Annotated in this window: 17 protein-coding genes; 5 read left to right on the forward strand and 12 right to left on the reverse strand. The window is 58.9% G+C overall.

The features are described from left to right. Positions 1-6 precede the first annotated feature (6 nt). Positions 7-600: a phosphoheptose isomerase gene (locus tag BLV20_RS14720; protein WP_007928463.1), complete on the forward strand. Its 594-nt coding sequence runs from the start codon at positions 7-9 to the stop codon at positions 598-600. Beyond that, entirely contained in the window at positions 597-1,175 is a 579-nt protein-coding gene (locus BLV20_RS14725) for a BON domain-containing protein (RefSeq protein WP_092302604.1), read from the forward strand. The genes BLV20_RS14720 and BLV20_RS14725 overlap by 4 nt, the downstream gene beginning before the upstream one ends. A 55-nt stretch (positions 1,176-1,230) precedes the next feature. Here the strand turns inward: BLV20_RS14725 and BLV20_RS14730 are convergent, their stop codons facing one another. The 7 genes from BLV20_RS14730 to rplM form a co-directional block, all read right to left on the reverse strand. Then, positions 1,231-1,647, reverse strand: coding sequence for a ClpXP protease specificity-enhancing factor (locus tag BLV20_RS14730; RefSeq protein WP_092302606.1), 417 nt, complete (start codon positions 1,645-1,647; stop codon positions 1,231-1,233). Positions 1,648-1,663: 16 nt separating this feature from the next. Next, the gene (locus BLV20_RS14735; RefSeq protein WP_075121597.1) at positions 1,664-2,281 is read right to left on the reverse strand and encodes a glutathione S-transferase N-terminal domain-containing protein; all 618 of its coding nucleotides are present in this window, start codon (positions 2,279-2,281) and stop codon (positions 1,664-1,666) included. Between the two features lie 151 nt (positions 2,282-2,432). Then, on the reverse strand, positions 2,433-3,215 hold the full coding sequence (locus tag BLV20_RS14740) for a cytochrome c1 (protein WP_092302608.1): 783 nt from the start codon (positions 3,213-3,215) through the stop codon (positions 2,433-2,435). Beyond that, positions 3,215-4,426 (reverse strand): cytochrome b, encoded by a 1,212-nt coding sequence (locus tag BLV20_RS14745; RefSeq protein WP_092302610.1) that lies wholly within the window; start codon positions 4,424-4,426, stop codon positions 3,215-3,217. Before BLV20_RS14745 ends, BLV20_RS14740 begins: the two co-directional genes overlap by 1 nt. After that, a complete protein-coding gene (gene petA / locus BLV20_RS14750) occupies positions 4,426-5,019 on the reverse strand; it encodes a ubiquinol-cytochrome c reductase iron-sulfur subunit (RefSeq protein WP_007928454.1) in 594 nt (197 codons plus the stop codon). The genes BLV20_RS14745 and petA overlap by 1 nt, the downstream gene beginning before the upstream one ends. 257 nt (positions 5,020-5,276) lie before the next feature. Further along, entirely contained in the window at positions 5,277-5,669 is a 393-nt protein-coding gene (rpsI, locus tag BLV20_RS14755; RefSeq protein WP_003228056.1) for a 30S ribosomal protein S9, read from the reverse strand. Between the two features lie 14 nt (positions 5,670-5,683). Further along, positions 5,684-6,112: a 50S ribosomal protein L13 gene (gene rplM / locus BLV20_RS14760; protein ID WP_007928449.1), complete on the reverse strand. Its 429-nt coding sequence runs from the start codon at positions 6,110-6,112 to the stop codon at positions 5,684-5,686. Positions 6,113-6,358: 246 nt separating this feature from the next. Between rplM and BLV20_RS14765 the strand changes: the two genes are divergently transcribed. Continuing rightward, the gene (locus BLV20_RS14765) at positions 6,359-7,396 is read left to right on the forward strand and encodes an NADP(H)-dependent aldo-keto reductase (protein ID WP_092302612.1); all 1,038 of its coding nucleotides are present in this window, start codon (positions 6,359-6,361) and stop codon (positions 7,394-7,396) included. Positions 7,397-7,459: 63 nt separating this feature from the next. Here the strand turns inward: BLV20_RS14765 and BLV20_RS14770 are convergent, their stop codons facing one another. Further along, positions 7,460-8,596, reverse strand: coding sequence for an acyl-CoA dehydrogenase family protein (locus BLV20_RS14770; protein ID WP_092302614.1), 1,137 nt, complete (start codon positions 8,594-8,596; stop codon positions 7,460-7,462). Positions 8,597-8,840: 244 nt separating this feature from the next. On the opposite strand from BLV20_RS14770, the gene BLV20_RS14775 reads away from it, so the two are divergent. Then, a complete protein-coding gene (locus BLV20_RS14775) occupies positions 8,841-9,740 on the forward strand; it encodes a GlxA family transcriptional regulator (protein WP_175540203.1) in 900 nt (299 codons plus the stop codon). 48 nt (positions 9,741-9,788) lie between these two features. Here the strand turns inward: BLV20_RS14775 and zapE are convergent, their stop codons facing one another. The 3 genes from zapE to BLV20_RS14790 all read right to left on the reverse strand — a co-directional run bounded on the left by zapE (position 9,789) and on the right by BLV20_RS14790 (position 12,980). Next, positions 9,789-10,883 carry a cell division protein ZapE gene (gene zapE, locus BLV20_RS14780; RefSeq protein ID WP_092302618.1) on the reverse strand — a complete coding sequence of 365 codons (1,095 nt, stop codon included), beginning with the start codon at positions 10,881-10,883 and terminating at the stop codon, positions 9,789-9,791. Between the two features lie 87 nt (positions 10,884-10,970). Next, on the reverse strand, positions 10,971-12,326 hold the full coding sequence (locus tag BLV20_RS14785; RefSeq protein ID WP_092302620.1) for a tryptophan--tRNA ligase: 1,356 nt from the start codon (positions 12,324-12,326) through the stop codon (positions 10,971-10,973). A 24-nt stretch (positions 12,327-12,350) separates the two neighbouring features. After that, complete coding sequence (locus BLV20_RS14790) at positions 12,351-12,980, reverse strand: alpha/beta hydrolase (protein ID WP_092302622.1); 630 nt, start codon at positions 12,978-12,980, stop codon at positions 12,351-12,353. Positions 12,981-13,124: 144 nt separating this feature from the next. Here BLV20_RS14790 and BLV20_RS14795 point away from each other — a divergent pair, with 144 nt between their 5' ends. Then, entirely contained in the window at positions 13,125-13,559 is a 435-nt protein-coding gene (locus tag BLV20_RS14795; RefSeq protein ID WP_092302624.1) for a Z-ring associated ZapG family protein, read from the forward strand. A gap of 82 nt (positions 13,560-13,641) precedes the next feature. Here the strand turns inward: BLV20_RS14795 and BLV20_RS14800 are convergent, their stop codons facing one another. Then, positions 13,642-14,367 carry a YiaD family glycine zipper/OmpA-like lipoprotein gene (locus BLV20_RS14800; RefSeq protein WP_092302626.1) on the reverse strand — a complete coding sequence of 242 codons (726 nt, stop codon included), beginning with the start codon at positions 14,365-14,367 and terminating at the stop codon, positions 13,642-13,644. Between the last annotated feature and the right edge of the window lie 27 nt (positions 14,368-14,394).

Genomic DNA, 14,394 nt, shown 5'->3' on the forward strand with positions numbered 1-14,394 from the left:
ACACAGATGGACATGCAATCCCGAATTCGCCAGCTTTTTCAGGCCAGTATCGACACCAAGCAACAGGCGATGGACGTACTTGCACCGCACATCGAGCAAGCCAGCCAGGTCATGGTCAATGCACTGCTCAACGAAGGGAAAATGCTGTCCTGCGGCAACGGCGGCTCGGCCGGCGATGCCCAGCATTTTTCGTCCGAGCTGCTCAACCGCTTCGAGCGCGAACGCCCGAGCCTGCCAGCCATTGCACTGACCACCGACAGCTCGACGATCACCTCGATAGCCAACGACTACAGCTACAACGAAGTCTTTTCCAAGCAGATCCGCGCCCTGGGCCAGCCCGGCGATGTCCTGCTGGCGATTTCCACCAGCGGCAACTCGGCGAACATCATTCAAGCGATCCAGGCCGCACATGATCGCGAAATGATTGTCGTAGCATTGACCGGGCGCGATGGCGGCGGCATGGCATCCCTGCTATTGCCAGAAGATGTCGAGATTCGCGTACCGGCCAATGTCACCGCACGTATCCAGGAAGTCCACCTGCTGGCGATCCATTGCCTCTGCGACTTGATCGACAGCCAATTGTTCGGGAGTGAAGAATGACCCCTAATCGCCTTGGCCTACTGGCCCTGACCCTAGCCTTGAGCATCAGCGGTTGCAGCTCGGTGATTACCGCCACCCGCGAAAGCCCGATCGAAGACGACCGCGGCACCCGCACCTTCGGCAGCAAGATCGATGATTCGTTGATCCAGACCAAAGTCGAAGTGAACGTCGCCAAGGCCAGCCCGGACCTGGACCACAATTCGCACATTGTGGTGACCAGCTTCAACGGCATCGTCCTGCTCGCCGGCCAGACCCCACGCGCCGACCTCAAGACGCTCGCCGAGCAGGCTGCCAGCGCCGTACAGCGAGTGAAAAAAGTCCACAACGAACTGCAGGTTCTGCCACCCTCCTCCCTGCTGGCCCGGCAGAACGACGCCTGGCTGACCACCAAGATCAAGACCCAGATGCTGACCGACTCCAGCATTCCTGGCTCGCGCATCAAGGTGGTGACGGAAAACGGCATCGTCTACCTGATGGGCCTGCTGACCCAACAGGAAGCCACCCAGGCGACCAATCTGGTGCAGGGCGTTTCCGGCGTGCAGAAAATCGTCAAACTGTTCGAGTACATCGACTGATGTAAACGAAAGGTACAGGTACAAAAAAGGCGATCCGGATGGATCGCCTTTTTTATTACTTCACGACCTTCAGACTAGGCCGACCACTTGGGCGTGGCGGCTCGGTATCCGGTGGCGGGATGTCATCATCCGGCTCGATTTCATCGTCCTCGTCATCCAGGGGCGACTCCAGATCGAACACCATACCCTGACCATTCTCCCGAGCATAAATACCCAGGATCGCTGGCACAGGAACGTACAAACTATGCGGGACGCCACCGAAGCGCCCCTCGAAAGTCACCACTTCGTTATCCATGTGCAGATGGCGCACGGCACTTGGCGAAATGTTCAGGACAATCTGCCCGTCACTGGCAAAACCCTGAGGCACCTGCACCGCCGGATACTCGGAATTGACCAGCATGTGCGGGGTGCAATCGTTGTCCACAATCCACTCGTAGAGCGCGCGGACCAGATAAGGTCGACTGGAGTTCATAGCGGCTCCTTAAGCCTTAGCGCATGTCGCGTTCAACGCCAGACAGGCTTGCCTGGAACGTCTCACGGGCGAACTGGCGCTCCATATAATCAAGCAACGGCTTGGCTTGCCGTGGCAATTCAATACCCAGAATCGGTAATCTCCAGAGTATTGGCAATAGGCAGCAATCCACCAGACTTTGTTCCTCACTGAGGAAAAACGGCTTTTCCGCGAACAGCGGCGACACACCGGTCAGGCTCTCACGCAGCTCTTTACGGGCCTGGGCCCGAGCCGCTTCCTTGGTCCGGGAATCCAGTATCTGGTCCACCAGCCCACACCAGTCGCGCTGGATCCGGTGAATCAGCAGGCGGCTGTTGGCACGCGCCACAGGGTAAACCGGCAGCAGTGGCGGGTGCGGGTAACGCTCATCCAGATATTCCATCACCACGGTCGACTCCCACAACGCCAGGTCACGATCGACCAGCGTGGGCAGACTGCCGTAAGGGTTCACTTCGATCAGTTTCGGCGGCTGACGCCCCGCCTCCACACTGATGATCTCGGCGCTGACACCCTTCTCTGCGAGCACGATGCGTACCCGGTGGGAATAGTGGTCGGCGGGGTCGGAGTAACAGGCCAACCGATTGGTCACGCCCATGGCGGTCCTCCTCGCTTGTTGAAATTATCGGAAGCAGAAAAACGAGCGCGCCCAGAGGGCGCCTCCCGTAACGCCTGGATGACCCAGACTCGTTACACCTTCAGAGACGCCCTTGGGCGCGCACGATTAACAGCAATGAATTACAGCTTTATCAATGAACGTCTTTCCAGTATTCGCGCTTGAGCAGATAGGCGAATACGAAGAAGAAGGCCAGATACAGTAACACATAGGTGCCGATACGTTGATGCTCCAGCTTGACCGGGTTGGCCGAGTAGGCCAGGAAGGTCACCAGATTCTTGACCTTCTCGTCGAACTGCTCTTCGTTGAGCGTGCCGGTTTTTGGCAGCACGGTCAGCTGGTCGCAGGCTTCATGGGTCAACGCGGTGCCGGTCAGCGGATCGTATTGTTTCTTGCCGTCTTCAACGATCTGCACCTGTTTGCAGCCAACGACCTGGCGCCCTTGCAGGCCGACCAGAACGTTAGGCATACCCACGTTCGGGAAGACCTTGTTGTTCACGCCCCATGGACGCGCAGGGTCTTCGTAGAAGGAACGCAGGTAGCCATAGAGCCAATCGGTACCACGCACACGAGCCACCAGGGTCAGGTCGGGCGGAGCCGCACCGAACCAGGTCTTGGCGTCTGCCGGCTGCATACCGATATTCATGTGATCACCGATTTTCGCACCCGTGAACACCAGCTTGCTCATCATCAGATCATGAGGAATCCCCAGATCGTCGGCGACGCGCTCATAGCGCTGGAACTTGGCGCTGTGACAACCCATGCAATAGTTGGCGAATGTCCGCGCACCATCTTGCATGGCGGCCTTGTCGGAGAGGTCGATGTCGACTTTTTCCAACTCAGGACCACCGTGCTCGGCCGCAAAGGACAATACAGGCATAGCAGCAAGAATCAGTACAGCAAATAGCTTTTTCATCAGCCAGTCACCCTTTCCGGAACCGGTTTGGTCTTCTCGAGCCTGGTGTAGAACGGCATCAGAATGAAGTAGGCGAAGTACAGGAAGGTACATACCTGCGACAGCAACGTACGACCTGGAGTCGGTGCCAGAACGCCCAGGATCCCCAGGATCACGAACGACACACAGAACACCAGCAGCCAGATCTTGCTCAGCCAGCCCTTGTAGCGCATGGATTTGACCGGGCTGCGATCAAGCCACGGCAGCACGAACAGCACAGCGATCGCCGCACCCATCGCAATCACGCCCAGCAGCTTGTCCGGAACCGCACGCAAGATCGCGTAGAACGGGGTGAAGTACCAAACCGGCGCAATATGCTCAGGCGTCTTGAACGGGTTGGCCTGTTCGAAGTTCGGCTTCTCGAGGAAATAACCCCCCATTTCCGGGAAGAAGAACACGATCGAACAGAAGATGAACAGGAACACCACGACACCGACGATATCTTTCACGGTGTAGTACGGGTGGAAAGCAATGCCATCCAGCGGTATGCCGTTTTCGTCTTTGTGCTTCTTGATGTCCACGCCATCCGGGTTGTTCGAACCCACCTCGTGCAACGCCAGGATGTGCAGCACCACCAAACCGAGAATCACGATCGGCAGGGCTACGACGTGCAAGGCGAAGAAGCGGTTCAGGGTAATACCGGAAATCAGGTAGTCACCACGAATCCACTGGGTCAGGTCGTTACCGATGACCGGGATCGCACCAAACAGCGAGATGATCACCTGGGCGCCCCAGTAGGACATTTGTCCCCAAGGCAGCAGGTAGCCCATGAACGCTTCGGCCATCAGCGCCAGGTAGATCAGCATGCCGAACAGCCATACCAGCTCACGCGGCTTCTGGTAGGAACCGTAGAGCAGGCCACGGAACATGTGCAGATAAACCACGATGAAGAACGCCGAAGCGCCGGTGGAGTGCAGCAGACGCAAGATCGAGCCGTACTCGACGTCGCGCATGATGTATTCGACGGAAGCAAAAGCCTCTTCCGCCGACGGGGTGTAGCTCATGGTCAGCCAGACACCGGTGACGATCTGGTTAACCAGAACCAGCAGAGCCAGGGAACCAAAGAAGTAGAAGAAGTTGAAGTTCTTCGGGGCGTAATACTTGCTGAGATGATCTTCCCACATTTTGGTCGCTGGGAAGCGCGCATCAACCCAATCCATGAACTTGCTCATCACGCTTTCTCCGTATCGACGCCGATGACAATAAGGTCATCCGACTCATAGGAATGCGGGGGTACTGGCAGGTTCAAAGGCGCGGGTTGCGACTTGTAGACGCGGCCAGCCAGATCGTAATGGGAGCCGTGGCAAGGGCAGAAATAGCCACCTACCCAATCCTTGCCCAGATCCGCAGGCGCCACTTCAGGGCGGAAGGTCGGCGAACAACCCAGGTGGGTGCAAATACCGATCAGCAACAGAATCTCTGGCTTGATCGAGCGCACTTCCGGATCGACATAGGTTGGTTGAACAGAGTTCTTGGAGTCGGGATCGGAAAGTTGCCCCTCGATCTTTTTGAGATTCCCCAGGATTTCCTGTGTACGGCGGACGATGAATACCGGCTGACCACGCCATTCAGCAATCATCTGCTGACCTGGGTCGATCTTGCTGATATTCACTTTCACCGGTGCCCCTGCGGCTTTCGCCTTGGCACTGGGAAACCATGACCCCACGAACGGGACCGCAGCCCCCACCGCTCCTGCAGCACCCACCACGGATGTGGCTGCTACAAGGAAGCGACGCCGGCCTGCATTCACGCCGTCATTGCTCATTCAGTCCTCTCCCATCAGCTTTGTGGCCTGTTAAATCAGGCATCTACTAAGTAAAAATCTGAACTTATAAAAATTTTGCCGAATGGTAATGAAAAGCCCCTACTCTGACAAGGTAATTACCAACTTGGCCCTGCCCCAAGCCCTGTAGTATAGGGGCTCCACGGATGTGGCAAGTTGTCACACCGTAAAATAATCGCCCATAAAAAAACGCCCAACTCCGCGAGGAGATTGGGCGTTTTTTTGAACGCGAAAGCGAATTAACGCTTCGAGTACTGCGGACGCTTACGCGCCTTACGCAGACCAACTTTCTTACGTTCAACTTCACGTGCGTCACGGGTTACGAAACCGGCTTTACGCAGGGCGCTGCGCAGAGTCTCGTCGTAATCCATCAGAGCGCGAGTGATGCCGTGGCGGATAGCGCCAGCTTGGCCACTCACACCACCGCCGATAACAGTGACGTAGATGTCGAACTTCTCGACGGTCTCGGTCAGTTCCAGCGGCTGACGAACTACCATGCGGGCAGTTTCGCGACCGAAGAAGTTATCCAGGGAGCGGTTGTTGATGGAGATGTTACCAGTGCCCGGACGCAGGAAAACGCGTGCGGTTGCAGTCTTGCGACGGCCAGTGCCGTAATTTTGAGTCGCCGACATAATGAACTATTCCGTTAAATCTTCAGTTCTTGGGGCTGCTGAGCAGTATGAGGGTGTGCAGCGCCCGCATAGACTTTCAGCTTACGGTACATGTCGCGACCCAGCGGGTTCTTAGGCAGCATGCCTTTTACCGCGGTCTCGATCACGCGCTCAGGGGCCTTGGCGATCAGCTTTTCAAAGTTGATCGACTTGATGCCGCCCGGGAAACCGGAGTGGGAGTAGTACATTTTGTCAGTGGTTTTAGCGCCAGTAACACGTACTTGCTCAGCGTTGATCACGACGATGTAGTCACCGGTGTCGACGTGAGGGGTGTACTCAGGCTTGTGCTTGCCACGCAGACGGCTCGCGATTTCGGTGGCCAGACGACCCAGGGTCTGACCAGCAGCGTCGACGACAAACCAGTCGCGCTTAACTGTTTCCGGTTTAGCAGTAAAAGTTTTCATTCTTTATAGCCTCAGGGGCCGCCCTGTAAATTAGACGGCGGATCTTACTGAATAGTGCGTACTTTGACAAGTCAAAGGCAGCCGGATACAGACGCTATCGGGGGCTCGGGTCAGCGCGTCCGTTATACGGCAAGATTCTTCGGCAGGCGGCGCATCACTTCCACTGCAGAAAGAGCTGCGGAATTATGCAGATTGCGAAAAAAATTTCAACCTGCTTTTATGATTGTTTTGCCGAAGGAGCACCCGATGGACTATCGCCAGCTAGGCCGAACCGACCTGAACGTGAGTGCAATCTGCCTGGGAAGCATGACCTGGGGCGAGCAAAACAGTGAATCCGAAGCCTTCGCCCAGATCGAACGGGCCAAGGCAGCAGGAATCAATTTCATCGACACCGCCGAGATGTACCCGGTGCCGCCAAAAGCCGAAACCTACGCCACCACCGAGCGCTACATCGGCAACTGGTTCAAGGCTCGCGGCGATCGCGGCGACTGGATCCTGGCCAGCAAGATCGCCGGTCCCGGCAACACCATCGACTACATCCGCGACAATCAGCTCAAACACAACCGCAAGCATATCGTCGAAGCCGTGGATGCCAGCCTCAAGCGCCTGCAGACCGACTGGATCGACCTCTACCAGTTGCACTGGCCTGAGCGCAGCACCAACTTCTTCGGCCAATTGGGCTACAAGCACAAGGAAGAAGACTTCACCCCGCTGGAAGAAACCCTCGAAGCCCTGGACGAACAGGTCAAGGCCGGCAAGATCCGGCACATCGGCCTTTCCAACGAAACGCCCTGGGGCACCATGAAGTTCCTGGCCCTCGCCGAGAGCCGTGGCTGGCCACGGGCGGTATCGATCCAGAACCCGTACAACCTGCTCAACCGCAGCTTTGAAGTGGGCCTGGCGGAAATCGCCATTCGCGAACAATGCGGATTGCTGGCGTACTCGCCGCTGGCGTTCGGTTTCCTTTCCGGCAAATACGAAGGCGGGGCGCGCCCGGCCAAAGGCCGCCTGAGCCTGTACAGCCGCTTCAGCCGCTACTTCAACCCGCAATCGGAAGCGGCCTGCAGCCGGTATGTCGCCCTGGCTCGCGAGCATGGCCTGGATCCGGCGCAAATGGCACTGGCGTTTGTCACTCAGCAACCGTTCGTCACCAGCAACATTATTGGCGCAACCACCCTCGAACAACTGGACAGCAATATCGCCAGCCTCGAGCTGAAGCTGTCGAATGAAGTGCTGGCCGGTATCGAGGCGATCCACAAGGATCACCCGAATCCGGCGCCGTAACCTGCCCTCCCGAATAGAAGCGAGCTGGCCCGCCAAGCTCGCCTCTACGCAGGAGACAACGCGCTACAGGGAGCGAGCGATGATTTCCTTCATGATTTCGTTGGTCCCGGCATAGATCCGCTGCACGCGCGCATCCGCCCAGGCCCGGGCCACCGGATATTCCCACATGAAGCCGTAGCCACCGTGCAACTGCACGCACTCGTCGAGCACCTTGCATTGCAGGTCGGTACCCCAGTATTTAGCCATCGCGGCAGTCGGTACATCGAGCTTGCCTTGCAGATGCAGCTCCAGGCAGCGATCGACGAAGACCCGCCCGATCTGGATCTCGGTGGCCATTTCCGCCAGCTTGAAACGGGTGTTCTGGAAGTCGGCGATCGACTTGCCAAAAGCCTTGCGCTCGCGGGTGTATTCCAGGGTCCATTGCAACGCCGCCTCGGCGGACGCCAGACCACCTACCGCCACCGTCAGGCGCTCTTGCGGCAACTCCTGCATCAGATAGGCAAAGCCCATTCCGGCCTGCCCCAGCAGGTTTTCCTTGGGCACACGGACGTCCTGGAAGAACAGCTCGGAAGTGTCCTGGGCCTTCATGCCGACTTTTTCCAGGCGCTTGCCCTTGGAAAAACCAGGCGTATCCGCCTCCACCAGGAACAGGCTGGTGCCCTTGGCGCCGGCCTTGGGATCCGTCTTGGCCACGACAATCACCAGGTCGGCGAGGTAGCCGTTGGTAATAAAGGTCTTGGACCCGTTGATCACGTACTCGTCGCCGTCCAGCACCGCCGTGGTTTTCACCCCCTGCAAGTCGGAGCCAGCGCCCGGCTCGGTCATGGCAATGGCCGTGACCATCTCGCCGGACACCAGTTTCGGCAGGTACTTGTGCTTCAGCGCCTCGCTGCCGTAATGCAGGATGTAGGGCGCGACAATATCGGAGTGCAAGGAGAAACCGATACCGGTCAGGCCAAGGCGCCCCACTTCCTCGATTACCACCGCGCTATAGAGAAAGTCGGCGCCCAGCCCACCGTACTCCTCGGGAAGATGCGAGCAGAGCATTCCCGCCTCGCCGGCCTTGTTCCACAAGGCGCGGTCGATGTAGCCCTGTTTTTCCCATTGCCCATGGAATGGCACGGCCTCCTTTTCCAGGAAGGTACGCACGCTGTCACGAAAAAGTTCGTGCTCAGAGCTGAACAAGGTTCTGGGGATCATGGGGCCACCTGTCGTTATTGTTAGCCGGGATTGGCCCACAGAGCCTAAGCCCACGCGCACGACACGGGACACTGGACACATCCGACAAAAAATAAGACGATCCAGCCGTCTGGTGACCACTTTCCCCTATAAGAACAATTGAATTATGTCTAACCAAACCTCCACGCCTTTGCGGCGCGTCAGCATCCTGGCAATCGACCGGGTTTTCGCCTCCACCCTCATGCAAGCCAAGGACTTCTTCCATCTGGCCAGCCTGCGCTACGGCAAGCAACTGGGCCAGGGCTTGACCCCGGCCTTCGAAACCCGCTTGGTCAGCCCCGATGGAAAACCGGTGTGCAGCTTCAGCAATGTGATCATGCCGGTGGACGGCGCCCTCGAAGATACCGACGTGATCATCCTCCCGGCGTTCTGGGACGATTTCGAAACCCTCTGCCAACGTTACCCACAGATCCTGCCCTGGCTGCGCCAGCAGCATGCCCGCGGCGCCGTGCTTTGCGGCGAAGCCACCGGGGTGTTCTGGCTGGCCGAGGCCGGGCTGCTCGACGGCAAGGAGGCCACCACTTACTGGCGCTTCTTCAATGCCTTCAGCGAGCGCTTCCCCAAGGTCCAGCTCAATCAGGACAAACACCTGACCGATGCCGACAACCTGTTTTGCGCCGGAGGCACCACCTCGGCCTGCGACCTGTACATCTACCTGATCGAGCGATTCTGCGGCGCCAACGTCGCCCAGGCCGTGGCCCGCGACATTCTCTATGAAGTGCAGCGCAGCTATTCCCCGGGCCGTATCGGTTTTGGCGGTCAGAAGCTGCACCAGGACGTGATCATCCTGCAGATCCAGCATTGGCTCGAAGAACACTTCGCCGACAAGTTCCGCTTCGAGGACGTAGCCCGCGAACACGGCATGAGCATTCGCAATTTCATGCGGCGCTTCCAAACTGCCACCGGCGACAAACCGCTGCATTACCTGCAGCGCTTGCGCATCGAAACCGCCAAGGGCCTGCTCTCGGGGACGCGCAAGAGCATCAAGACCATCAGCTACGAAGTCGGTTATGACGATGCGAGCTTCTTCGCCCGCCTGTTCCGCCAGCACACCGAGTTGTCACCGAACCAGTACCGGCAGCAATTCCACCAACAAGCCGCGTAAATGAAAAAGGGCCTGCAAATGCAGGCCCTTTTTTTATCCGGATAACCGTTAAGGCTTGTGCGCCCGCGAAAGAAATTCGTGGGACTGCATCTCCAGCAGACGGCTGAGGGTGCGCTGGAACTCGAAGGTCAGGCGACCGCCGGTGTACAGATCCTTGAGCTCGACTTCAGCGGAAATGATCAGCTTGACGTTACGGTCGTAGAACTCATCGACCATGTTGATGAAGCGACGGGCGATGTCGTCAGTGGTGACGCTCATCTGCTCGACACCACTGACCAACACCGCATGGAAGATCTTACCCAGCTCGATGTAGTCGTTCTGGCTGCGCGGGCCATCGCACAGTTCGCGGAAGTCGAACCAGGCCACGTCATCACAGGTACGCAAGGCACGGATTTCACGGTTCTCGACGATCAGCACGTCGTTCTCCACCGCCTGGGTGCATTCCGGCGTCAGCGCGCGGAAGCTCTTGCGCAGGCTTTCGTGAGCCGCTTCGTCCAACGGGAAATGGAACAGCTCGGCCTGCTCCAGGTGCCGCAGGCGATAGTCCACGCCGCTGTCGACATTGACGATCTCGGTATGCTGCTTGATCAGGGCTATGGCCGGCAGGAAGCGCGCGCGCTGCAGGCCGTCCTTGTACAAGCCGTCCGGCACGATGTTCGAGGTGGCCACCAGGGTCACGCCGTTCTTGAACAGCTCCTCCATCAGCGTGCCAAGGATCATGGCGTCAGTGATGTCGGAAACGAAGAACTCGTCGAAGCAGATCACCCGGGCCTCGTCGGCGAAGCGCTTGGCGATGATGGTCAGCGGGTTCTTTTCGCCGCCCAGGGTCTTCATCTCTTCATGGACACGCTTCATGAAGCGGTGGAAGTGAGTCCGGACCTTTTGCTTGAACGGCAGGGCTTCAAAGAAGGTATCGACCAGATAAGTCTTGCCCCGCCCTACCCCGCCCCAGAAATACAGGCCCTTGACCGGCGCCTGGTCTTTCTTGCCAAACAGCTTGCCCAGCAGGCCCGGCTTGTTGTTCGACGCAGCGATCAAGTCGTCGTACAGGCGCTGCAAATGACGCACGGCGGTTTCCTGCGCAGCGTCGTGGAAGAACTCCGGGCGTTTCAGATCAGCTTGATATCGTTCTAGGGGCGTCATAATTCGTTAGCAAGGCAACAAAAACGGGCCGTCACTGTAGCGACGGCCCTTGAGAATGGCAATCAGCCCTTGGTCGGGAGATTGCGGTTAGTCCTGCGCGGGCGTCAGGGCAACGCGCAACGCGTCGATCGCGGCATCGCGGGCCGCCGCGTCGGCAAAGGCCGGGCTGTCGGCTACGCACTGGCCTTCCAGCCAGATGCTGAAACTCAATGCCTCGCTGCGTACATCCAGAGCCTGGCCGGCTTGCAGCTGCTTGGTCACAGCGCCCGCGGTCTTGCCATCGGCGAAATTGCGCGACAGCAGCAATTGCTCGCCATCGGCGGCCAACAGGCGGAAGCGGAAGCTGCCGTCGTCTTCGCGGAAGCTGACGAAGCGCGCGGCCTTGGCCGCTTTCTTCTTGGTGGTCGCCGCCACTTGCACCTGGTTGACGAACGAACGCAGGCCCACCGCCTCACGCAGCTCGTTGAGGAACGGCGTGGCCACGGCACGGGCTTTCCTGGCGCCGGCCTGGAGGATGTCTTCCAGGTCCGAAGGACGCTCGATCAACTGGTGATAACGCTCGCGCGCCTCGCCCAGTTGATTGTCCAGCAACTGGAACAGGCGATTCTTCGCCTCGCCCCAACCCAGGCCCTGCAACAGTTCGCTGCGGAACTCGTCAGCCTGGGCCGGGGTGGCAAAGGCCTGGAACAAGGTGAACAAGTGAGCGTTATCCGGATCCTTGGCTTCGCCAGGCGCACGGGAGTCGGTGACGATGCGCGAGATCGCGTCCTTCATGTCCTTGGCGCTGCTGAACAACGGGATGGTGTTGTCGTAGCTCTTGGACATCTTGCGGCCATCGAGGCCCGGCAAGGTGGCGACGCTTTCCTCGATCAGCGCCTCGGGCATGGTGAAGAATTCCTTGCCCTGGCCAAACAGATGGTTGAAGCGCTGGCCGATATCACGGGCCATTTCCACATGCTGGATCTGGTCGCGGCCGACCGGCACCTTGTGCGCGTTGAACATCAGGATGTCCGCGGCCATCAGCACCGGGTAGCTGTACAGGCCCATGGTGATGCCGGCATCCGGGTCTTCGCCGGCCTCGACGTTCTTATCCACCGACGCCTTATAGGCGTGGGCGCGGTTGAGCAAGCCCTTGGCCGCGACGCAGGTCAGCAGCCAGGTCAGTTCAGGGATTTCCGGGATGTCCGACTGGCGATAGAAAGTCACGCGTTCCACATCCAGGCCACCGGCCAGCCAGGTCGCGGCGATCTCCAGGCGCGAACGCTGGATACGCAGCGGGTCGTCGCACTTGATCAGGGCGTGATAGTCGGCCAGGAAGTAGAACGAGTCGGCATTGCTGTCGCGGCTGGCGAGGATCGCCGGACGGATGGCGCCGGCGTAGTTGCCCAGGTGCGGCGTGCCAGTGGTGGTGATACCGGTGAGGATGCGCGTACGAGTAGTCATGGGTAATCGCTTATCAGACTGCAATCAGTTCGAGAGTCGTGGCAGCACCAGATCCTTGAGGTCGGTGAGCTTGCCATGAAAAAAGTGTCCGCATTCTGCCACTTTCAGCAGCTCATGGGGGCGCTCAAGCGCGTCGGACCAGTCGTAGACCAGCTGCGGGTCGACCACTTCGTCGGTTTCCGGCTGGATCAGGGTCAGCGGGCAGTTCTGCGGCAGCAGGTCAGTGTCACGCAGACGCATTACCGCGGCGGCGACCATGAACAGGTGCTTGAGCTGCACGCCCTTGGCTTCCAGGCGCCCGCCGAGGCTGGCCGCGACGAAACCGCCAAAGGAGAAACCGAGCAGGGTCATCGGCAGGTCCGGGTGCTTGGCCCGCAGCCACTCGGCAGCCGCCTGCGCGTCGTCGACTTCGCCACTGCCCATGTCATGGCTGCCTTCGCTGGCGCCAACGCCACGGTAGTTGAAACGCAAAGTGATCAGGCCGGCGTCACGCGCCGTACGCTGCAGGGTCGAGACCACCTTGTTGAGCATGGTGCCGCCCTGCACCGGGTTCGGATGGCAGATCAGCGCCACGCCACGGGCATCAGCAACGTCCAGATACAGGGCTTCCAGTTGACCGACCGGGCCGGCAATCACTACGGGGGTTTCACGCATAAGCAAGGAAGGAACTCCGTGACCTCGAATCGGGTCGACTCGTCTAGCAAATTGTCTGTGCCAATCTATTGCGAGTGAATCGCGGTATACAGCGCAGGTTCGAGCCGTTAACGTAAAGCAAAGCCGTTTATAGAGGAAGGACTCGTGGAACACTCGCTCTTAGTTTGGTTGTTGCCGACTCTTGCCCTGATCGCGGGTGTCGCCATTGGATTTCTGGTCGCTCGCCTGCTGCCGAATGCCGCGCCTAACAGCACGCAACGTCAGCTGGATGATATTCAGGAACGTTTTGACAGCTATCAGAACGAAGTGGTCACCCACTTCAACAGCACCGCTACGCTGGTGAAAAAACTCACTCAAAGCTATCAGGAAGTGCAAGACCATCTCGCCGAAGGCGCCAACCGCCTGGCCCTGGACGAGCTGACCCGCCAACGCCTGCTGGCCGCGCTGCACTCCGACTCGGTGCAAGCGCCACGGGAGCGCCTGACGCCACCGCGCGACCAGGAGCCACCACGGGACTACGCGCCAAAGACGCCTAACGCGCCTGGCATGCTCGACGAGCACTACGGCCTGAAGAAGTAATCGGTTTTTCAACCGCCGTAAAAAAGCCCGCCCGATCATTGATCGGGCGGGCTTTTTAATGCCTGGGGTTCAGCCGGGCGTGTTACGGGTATTGCTGGTAGGTCTGGCCTTGTTGCTGCTGGTACTGCTGGCCAGGAATAGCCTTGAGGTTCACTTCCACCCGACGGTTCTGGGCACGGCCATTGACGTCGCTGTTGCTGGCGATCGGGTTATCCGGGCCAGCGCCACGGGCCGACAGGTTGGCACCGCTGACACCTTGCGAAGTCAGGTAGGTCGCCACGCTTTGGGCGCGACGCTGGGACAGGTCCATGTTGTGCTGGCGGCTGCCGGTGCTGTCGGTGTAGCCGACGATTTCGATCTGGTTCTGGTTGAACTCCTTGAGGGAGCTGGCCAGGTTGTTCAGCGGTTGATAGAAGCTTGGCGCGATGTTCGCCGAATCGGTGGCGAACGTGATGTTGCCCGGCATGATCAGTTTGATCTGATCGCCCTGGCGCTGCACTTCGACCCCGGTGTTGGCCATGCTGGCACGCAGTTTCTTTTCCTGCTGGTCGGCGTAGTAGCCATAGCCAGCGGCGGAAGCACCGACCACTGCGGCACCAATCAGCGCGCCCTTGCCCCGGTTGTCGTGGTTGATGGCAGCACCGGCCAGCGCACCGGCCAAGGCACCCAGGCCACCGTATTTTGCAGTTTTGCTCATGCCCGTGGAGCCGTCGGCCTGCCCCTGATTGTCATAGGGGTTAGGCGAAGCACAGCCGGACAACAAGGCCACAGCGGTAGCAACAACGATCAAACGACGCGAGGTGAACATGGAGAAGCTCCTACATTTTACATTCTG

This window comes from Pseudomonas sp. NFIX28 (assembly GCF_900107395.1).
In the GTDB taxonomy this organism is placed as follows: Bacteria; Pseudomonadota; Gammaproteobacteria; order Pseudomonadales; family Pseudomonadaceae; genus Aquipseudomonas.